At 67.8% G+C, this 7,824-nt stretch carries 5 protein-coding genes and 1 pseudogene; 5 read left to right on the plus strand and 1 reads right to left on the minus strand.

Annotated elements, in window-relative coordinates:
- From AC1DU6_RS13880 to AC1DU6_RS13895, 4 genes are all read left to right on the plus strand, one after another.
- A partial coding sequence (locus AC1DU6_RS13880; RefSeq protein ID WP_477857802.1) for a M28 family metallopeptidase occupies window positions 1–1,243 on the plus strand: 1,243 nt, incomplete at its 5' end.
- Window positions 1,244–1,553: 310 nt separating this feature from the next.
- A complete protein-coding gene (locus AC1DU6_RS13885; RefSeq protein ID WP_457354958.1) occupies window positions 1,554–3,407 on the plus strand; it encodes a thiamine pyrophosphate-binding protein in 1,854 nt (617 codons plus the stop codon).
- Window positions 3,404–4,204, plus strand: coding sequence for a citrate synthase family protein (locus tag AC1DU6_RS13890; protein WP_477857805.1), 801 nt, complete (start codon window positions 3,404–3,406; stop codon window positions 4,202–4,204). Before AC1DU6_RS13885 ends, AC1DU6_RS13890 begins: the two co-directional genes overlap by 4 nt.
- The gene (locus AC1DU6_RS13895; protein WP_457324622.1) at window positions 4,201–4,983 is read left to right on the plus strand and encodes a citrate/2-methylcitrate synthase; all 783 of its coding nucleotides are present in this window, start codon (window positions 4,201–4,203) and stop codon (window positions 4,981–4,983) included. The genes AC1DU6_RS13890 and AC1DU6_RS13895 overlap by 4 nt, the downstream gene beginning before the upstream one ends.
- Here the strand turns inward: AC1DU6_RS13895 and AC1DU6_RS13900 are convergent.
- Entirely contained in the window at window positions 4,971–7,082 is a 2,112-nt protein-coding gene (locus AC1DU6_RS13900) for a TonB-dependent receptor plug domain-containing protein (RefSeq protein ID WP_477857807.1), read from the minus strand. The genes AC1DU6_RS13895 and AC1DU6_RS13900 overlap by 13 nt on opposite strands.
- A gap of 493 nt (window positions 7,083–7,575) precedes the next feature.
- Here AC1DU6_RS13900 and AC1DU6_RS13905 point away from each other — a divergent pair.
- Window positions 7,576–7,824: pseudogene (locus AC1DU6_RS13905) on the plus strand (hypothetical protein); the annotation flags it as partial.

The following is a 7,824-nucleotide window of genomic DNA, read 5'->3' on the forward strand; positions in this document are numbered from 1 at the left end:
GTCCTTCAAGACCGCCAGCGTCGCCGCCGCACTGATCGCTGCCACCGGCCTGGCCCAGGCGCAAGCCGCCGATGCGGCCGATCCCATCGCCACCCTGGTCAAGCACCTGGAGCTCGAGAAGTACAAGGCCACCATCAAGGGTCTGACCCAGTTCGGTGACCGTCGCCAGGGCACCGCGCGCAACCGGGCGGCGCTGGACTGGATCGAGGCGCAGCTCAAGAGTTACGGCTGCACCAACACCGAGCGCCTGCAATACCAGTTCACCGAACCTGCCAAGCGCACACCGGCCGCGCCGCGCGGCCCGCTGGCCGGTGGCCCGGCGGGGCAGGGCGGCAGCACGCTGTTCGGCAAGCGAGCGCCCATCGGCGTGAATACCGACCCGCTGGCCCAACCCGACGAGCGCCTGCGCAAGCTCAATGCCGAGCCGACGCCCGAGGGCACTTCGCTGCGCGAAAACGTCTACTGCACCAAGATCGGCACCACGCGGCCGGACGAGATGTACATCGTTGGCGCGCACATGGACGGCATCGGCTGGGGCGAAGCGGCCAACGACAACGGCTCAGGCACGGCGCTGGTCATGGAGCTGGCGCGCATCCTCAGCCTGCCCGGCGTGACGACGGATCGTTCCATCCGCTTCGTGCTGTGGAACAACGAGGAGACGGGCCTGAACGGCGCCTATGCCTATGTCGAGCAGCGCAAGGGCTTGCAGGGCATCGAGTCGCCCAAGGGCTCAGGGCTTTACCCGGAGCCGAAGTGGCTGGGCATGATCCAGCACGACATGATGATGTTCGACCACGGCATGCCCGTGCCCAAGCTGGACGCGGCGGGCAAGCCGGTGCTGGATGCCAAAGGCCAGCCGGTCTACGCGCCGCCGAAGGAGCAGCGTGCTGAGGCCGACGTGAACATCGAGTATCAGTCCACGTCCAAGCATGCGGACGGCGCGGCCAAGCTGGCCTGGCACTTCCGCGCTGCGAACGACAAGTACGCGACGAACTACCCGGCGGCCGTGGGCTTTCACATGACCAACACCGACTCCACACCCTTCATGGACGAGGTGCCGGCCATCTCGCTGCGCGAGAACGAGCGCGKCCAGCAGATCGGCGCAGGCTGGAACCCGCATTGGCATCAGCCGACCGACCTGTTCGTGAACTACTCGGACAAGGATTTCCTGCTCGGCCTCAACGCGGCGCAGACAACACTCGCAGCTGTCGCGCAACTTACAGGAGTGAAGGTCAAGCCCTGACCCTGTGATGTCCTGCCGCCCGCATTCGCGGGGATGTAGTTTTGTTGCATATGGATACAGTTGCGGTCATTGCGCGGTTGCGGAAACGTATTCACGTGCTGGCATAGATGTCGCAGGGCCAGGTGTAGTCAGCACCGGCGCCCCAAGCGCACGTAGGGAGGAGCGAGGTTGTCCGAATGGTTTCGGGCGACCGTTCTGGGTTCATCGATGGTGGACTCATCCTTCCCGATGTCGTGCCGACAAGCAGGTGCATGGCGCTCTTCGCAGCGCCATGCGGCCTTCCGGTGCGGTGTCTATCGACTGCTGCAACGTGGAATCAAATACTGCTCTCGCCCCGTTCTATACCGAGGCGTCCCATCCGGCGTCGGATGGGGCGCGCGAACCTGCCGTGCGCGACGCCGCCGATTTGCTGGTCGATGCATTGGCCGCGCTGGGCGTCGAATATGTGTTCGGCGTCCCGGGCGGCGCCATCGAACCGCTCTACAACGCCCTGGCGCGCAGCGCTCGCCGCGGTGGCCCACAGGCCGTCGTGGCCCGCAACGAACAAGGTGCGGCTTACATGGCCGACGGCTATGCCCGCGAGACCGGCCGCATCGGCGTCTGCATCGCCACCTCGGGGCCGGGTGCCACCAACCTCATCACCGGCGTGGCCTGCGCCTATGACAACAACGTGCCCATGCTGGTCATCACCGGCCAGCCACCGATCAAGAACTTCGGCAAAGGTGCCCTGCAGGAGTCGAGCTGCACCGGCATCAACACAATGGCGATGTTCCGCCCCTGCACGCGCTACAACTCGCTGGTCTCACACGCCGAGCAACTGCCCACCAAGCTCTTCAACGCGCTGATGCAGGCGCAGCGAGCCCCCAGCGGCCCCAGTCACCTGTCCATCCCGGTGGACATCCTGCGCGAGCCTCTGCCCGACGGCATGGAGACGCCGGACTTTGCCGGCCTGCTGCGCCGCGCGCCGGCCATGGTTGACCTGCCCTCCGTGCGCCAGCTCGCGCGCCTGCTGTTCTCGGCCCGCCAGCCCGTGTGGCTGATTGGTGACGGTTGCGGCGATGCCGCCAACGAATTGATGCAGCTGGTGCAGCTGACCGACGGCAGCTTCATCACGACGCCCGACGGCAAGGGCTTCATCAACCCGCGTCACCCGCGTTTTCGCGGTGTGTTCGGCTTTGGCGGCCACGCCAGCGCGGCCGAGCTGCTGTCGAGCGAGCCCGATCTGGTCATCGCCCTGGGCACGGGCTTCGGTGAGTTCAACAGCGGGGGCTGGTCGGCCGCGCTGCTGAACAGCCGCCTCGTCCATGTGGACGACAGCGACGAGAACCTGATGCGCTCGCAGATGGCGCGGCTGCATGTGCGCGGCCACATCAAGTCGGTGTGCGAGCAGCTGATGACGCTGCTGGCCCCGTCGCAGAACGGTCCGGAAGGGCAACTGCTGCCCTTCATGCATCCGCAGGTGGCGCGCCAGGCCTACGAGGCCATGGTCGACAACCCGCAGGCCATCCACAGCGACAGCGCGCCGGTGAAGCCGCAGCGCCTGCTGGCCACCCTGAGCGAGCGTTGCCCGCCGCAGACCCGTTTCGTCGCCGACGCCGGCAACAGCGCCGCCTGGGCGGTGCACTATCTGGCGCCGCACGACCAGCGCGCCCGCATGCCGGGGGGTGCCTATCTGCCGGCCGGCAAGGAAAGGCGCTCGCGCAGCTCCAGCTGGCTGCGCGTGACGATGGACTTCGCGCCCATGGGTTGGGCCATTGGTTCGGCGGTGGGCATTGCGATGGCCAACCGGCGCTGCCCGGTCGTCTGCCTGACGGGCGACGGCAGCTATCTGATGAACGGCCAGGAGATCACGGTGGCCGCCGAGCTGGGTCTGCCTGTGCTCTATGTCGTGCTCAACGACGGCGCGCTGGGMATGGTCAAGCATGGCCAGCGCCTGGCGGGCGCGGAGCCCATCGGCTTCCAGCTGCCCAAGGTCGATTTCGCGATGATGGCCGCCGCCATGGGCATCCCGGGGCACGTGATCCGCTCGCCGCAGGACCTGGACGCGTTGGACTTCGACGCGCTGCTGTCGCGCCAGGGCCCGACGCTGCTGGACATCCGCATCGACGGCGAGGAAGTGCCGCCGATGAATCTGCGCATGAAGACGCTGGGTACGGCGCGATGACAGCGCTGCAACGAGTGCACACGCGCATCTGGCTGGAGGAGCCCGAGCCCGGCAACGCCTTCGCCACGCGCGCCGCCTACTGCCACGGTTATGACGTCTATGGCGAGATGCTGGGGCGTGCGCGTTGGGTCGAGATGCTCTTCCYGCTGTTCCGCGGTGAAGCGCCCGAGCCCGCGCAGGCTGCGTTGCTGGAAGACCTGGCACTTGCGCTGGCCAATCCGGGGCCGCGCGACCCGTCGGTGCATGCGGCGATGTGCGCCGGCACCGGTGGTTCGACCGCCGCCGCCAGCCTGATGGCCGCGCTGGCGGTGGGCGCCGGCCAGCAAGGCGGTGCGCGCGAGGTCTTCCATGCGATGCAACTCTGGCAGCGCTGCGGCACCGACCTCGCGCCGTGGACGCAGGCACTCCGCCAGACCGACGCTGGCGTGGCCAGCATCTGGCCCGAATGCGATCACCTGCCGGGCTTCGACGCGCACGCCGAGCGCATGGCGCCCCTCGCCCAGCAACTGCTGGCCCACCTGGCGCGCAATACCAGGAGCCTGCGCAGCGCCTGGCTGGCAAGCCAGCAGCCGACGCTGGAAGCCGTGGCGGGCATGCCGCTGGCAATGACGGGCGTGGCCGCCGCCGCCTTGACCGACCTGGGCTTCACGGCAGAGCAGGGCGAGATGCTCTACCTGCTGCTGCGTCTGCCCGGTGCCGCCGCGCATGCACTGGAGCAGCGCGGCATCGGCCCCAAGCAGTTCCCGTTCTTCGAGCTGGACCTGCTGAACGACCCTGCCGAACAGGTGGCCGCATGAAGCCGTTGGCAACACGCGCCGGCAAGGCCTTTGTCGGCACCCGTGCGGTCTTTCTTGGCCATGACCTGCACGAAGACCTGCGGCACGCAGACTGGGTCGAGCTCTACATGCTGTCGATCACCGGCCGGCGCTTCGACGAACCGGCGCTGAAGCTTCTGCACGCGATGTGGGTCTGCACCAGCTACCCCGATGCGCGCCTGTGGAACAACCGCGTCGCGGCGCTGGCAGGCAGTGCGCGCAGCACGCCGGCGCTGGGCATGTCGGCCGCGCTGGGCATGTCGGAGGCGACCGTCTACGGTGGTCATCCCTGCGTGCGGGCGATCGACTTTCTCATCAAGGCGCAGCGCGGCGTCAGCGCGGGTGAACCGCTGGCGGACATCGTGCAGCAGGAGCTGGCGCAGCGGCGCATCTTTGGCTACGGCCGACCCATCCACTCGACCGATGAGCGCCTGCCCTGGCTGCTGGGCATTGCCCGCGAGCTGGGGCTGGCCGGCGGACCCCATCTCGCCCTGGCACACGAGGTTGAGCGCTTGCTGGTCGCACGCGATGCGCGGCTGAAGATGAACTATGCGGCTTTCACCGCGGGACTGGCCGCGGACCTGGGCCTGTCGGTCACCGAATTCCACCACTTCCAGGTGCCGATGCTGCTGGCGGGCATGACGCCCTGCTATATCGAGGCCGCCGAGCGCCCCGCGGGCGCGCTGTTCCCGCTGTCCTGTGATCACATGGCCTATGAGGGCGCGCCCAAGAGGCGCTGGCCTGGACCTCAGAACTTGTAGCTGGCTTGAGCTGTCAGCGAGCGCCCCGCCATGGGCAGGTCGTTGGCAATGCCGGTGCTGGGCAGGCTGGGTTCGCGCACATCGGCGTTGAGGGCGTTCAGCAGCGCGAAGGACAGCTCCCAGCCCGTCTTGGCAAGTGCGGTCCTGAGGCTCAGGTCCAGCGTCGTGTAGCCGGGCAGGTTGGGGCGGGCATCGCCGTAGACGCGCACGCGGTCGCCCACGCGGTTGACCCGTCCGCTGAGGGTGGAATCACCCGCGAATGACCAGTCGAGCCGTGCATTCAGGTGGTGGTGCGGGGCATAGCCGGCGTCGGTCCGGTTCAACTCGTCGATGGAGCGCTGGTAGGCATAGTTGCCGGTGAATCGCAGATCGCGCCGCGCATCCCACACCCACTCGACCTCGGCGCCGGTGCCATGCTGCGAGCCGGCATTGCGGAAGGTCGCGCCGGGTGCGGGCRCCGGGTTGGAGGTGGTCTTGATGATGTCCCCCATGGCATAGCGGAAGACATTGAAGTTCAGCTGCAGCTCCCGGCTGGCATGCCACTGCAGCGCGGCTTCGACCGTGCGCATGGTCTCGGGCCGGATGGCCGCATTGCCGCTGGCCACCGGGTTGACGCCGTATTGCTCGTTGAACGACGGCGCCCGGAACGCGCTGCCGTAGAGCAGCTTGGCGGTGAGGTCCAGGCTGGCGTCCCACACCAGCGCGACGCGCGGGTTGGTGGTGCGGCCGAAATCGGAATAGCGGTCCTGCCGCACGCCGGCCGTCAATGTCCAGTCCCTGGCGAAGCTCCATTCGTCCTGGACGTAGGCGTAGTCGACACGGCGCTGGTGAGGCGCCAGGAAGGAGTCGTTCACCGGCGCCTCGATGAGCTGGCCGCCGGGTGTGGGAACCGGCACGCCGGTGAGAGGCCCCGACGTGATGACGTTGAAGTTCCTCAACTCCCGGGTGCGGTAGAGATTCAGGTCGTCGTGACCGAGACCGATGCGCCAATGATGGCCGGCCCAGCCGCTGTAGGTGAGGGCGGTGGACAGGCGCGCCTGCCGCTCCCAGGTGTTGGGTGAGCCGAACACGCCGTTCGGGAATGAGCCGCCAAAAGCCCCGGGCGGGAACAGCTGGACGGGCACGGAGAGCTTTTGCGTGTAGTGCAGATAGCTGGCGTTCACGCTCAGCCGCCACCCCGACGACAGGTCGACATCACTGAGACCCGTATCGAGTTCGGCGCGTTGCGATCCCATTCGCCCCACGGGATCGAGGGCGCCGGCGATGCCCGCGCCTGTGCCCACGTCGCGGCGGTCCTTGTAGCCGGCGTGCAGCCGCCACTTGCCGTAACCCAGCTCCAGGCCGCCATCGACGGCGTGATAGCCCGTGCTGACGGGGCCCGGCGCCAGGCTGGCGTGGGTGCCGAACACGGCGTCCAGGCCGGTCTGGGCGTCCGACTCGACGATGCGCCTGAAACCATCGCTGCGCCCGACGCGCAGGAAGGCGGCCAGGTCAAGGGCGCCCAGCTTGCCGCCATGCTGCAGCCAGGCGTCCCGGGCGCTGAAGGAGCCGGCGTGCAGGCCCAGCTCGGTGCCTTGGATGTCCTGTGCGCTCTTGGTGATGATGTTGATGACGCCCGAATAGGCGTCGGCGCCATACAGCGCCGAGCCTGGGCCGCGGATGATCTCGATGCGCGCGATGTTCTGCAGCGGCAGGCCGCCCCAGATGACGCCACGGCTGCCGACATACAGCGTGGTCATGGGCACGCCGTTCTGCAGCATCAGCACCTGCGGATTGAAATCGCTGGCCACGCCGCGGATCAGGTACTGCGGCGAATAGGCCCCGGTGCTGCGGCTCACGTGCAGGCCCGGCACGGTCTCCAGCACCTCGTCCAGGTCGGCGGCGCCCATGACGGCAATGTCCTGGGCCGTGATGACGGTCGCCACGGCAGGCGCGCGGCGCAGGGTCTGGGCCGTACCGGTGGCGATGCTGATGGTGGTCTTGTCGCCGTAGACCTGGGCCAGTTCTTCCTCTTCGCTGGGCCCCTGTGCGAGGGCAGGTGACGACGCGGCCGTCAGGCAGACGCCGCCGAGGATCACCAAGCCAAAGAAAGGTCTCATTGCCAGCGTCTCCGAGGTGGAGGGTGAATGGGCGCGTATTGTGCTGTTACCCAGGGGCGGTCCGGCTAGTCGCGTCAGAGACTGTGGCGCGATCGTGAACTCCTCCCGGAGCGGAGCGCATGAGGCCTGTGGCCGTCTGCATAATGCCCCACCTTGCGCCCGGCGTCGGAACGCTCAGAGCCCCATTGATTGCCTCCGGTTGCCTATCGAAAGCCTCTTGCCATGCGCCGTTGCGACGGGCTTTCGGCGTCGTTGCGGTGGCGTTTGCCGCTGTGCATCCGCCTCGGCATCTGCAGCCTGTTCATGCCTGAACCGCTGCTGCGCAACGGCATGTCGAGGACGACGCTGTTCCTCGGCGCGCGCCGCTGTTCCGGCTCTGTACCGCCAAGGCGTCCGGGCCTTTGCATAATGCCGCCCACCTGTCCCGACCCTGCCACACAGCGTTCTTCTTTTGACTGAGCCCGGTTGCCTTCGCCCCGCCACGCGCCGCGCCTTGTTGCAGCAGGCCCTGGGCGGTGCCGTGGTGCTGACCGGTGGTTCGGCCGCGGCGGCCGAGCTCGGGCGCTCGCTGGTGGTTGTCTATCCCGAACTCGGCGAGCCCTTTCGCCAGGTCTTCACCACCATCATCGAGGGCATCGAGGACAAGCTCGGCGGCTCGGTCACGAGCTTCGCGTTGGCCAGCAACGCCAATCCGGCGCAGGTCGCCGACGAGGTGCGCAAGCGAGAAGTCAAGGTATTGATC

It is taken from the genome of Roseateles sp. P5_B10 (assembly GCF_056400485.1).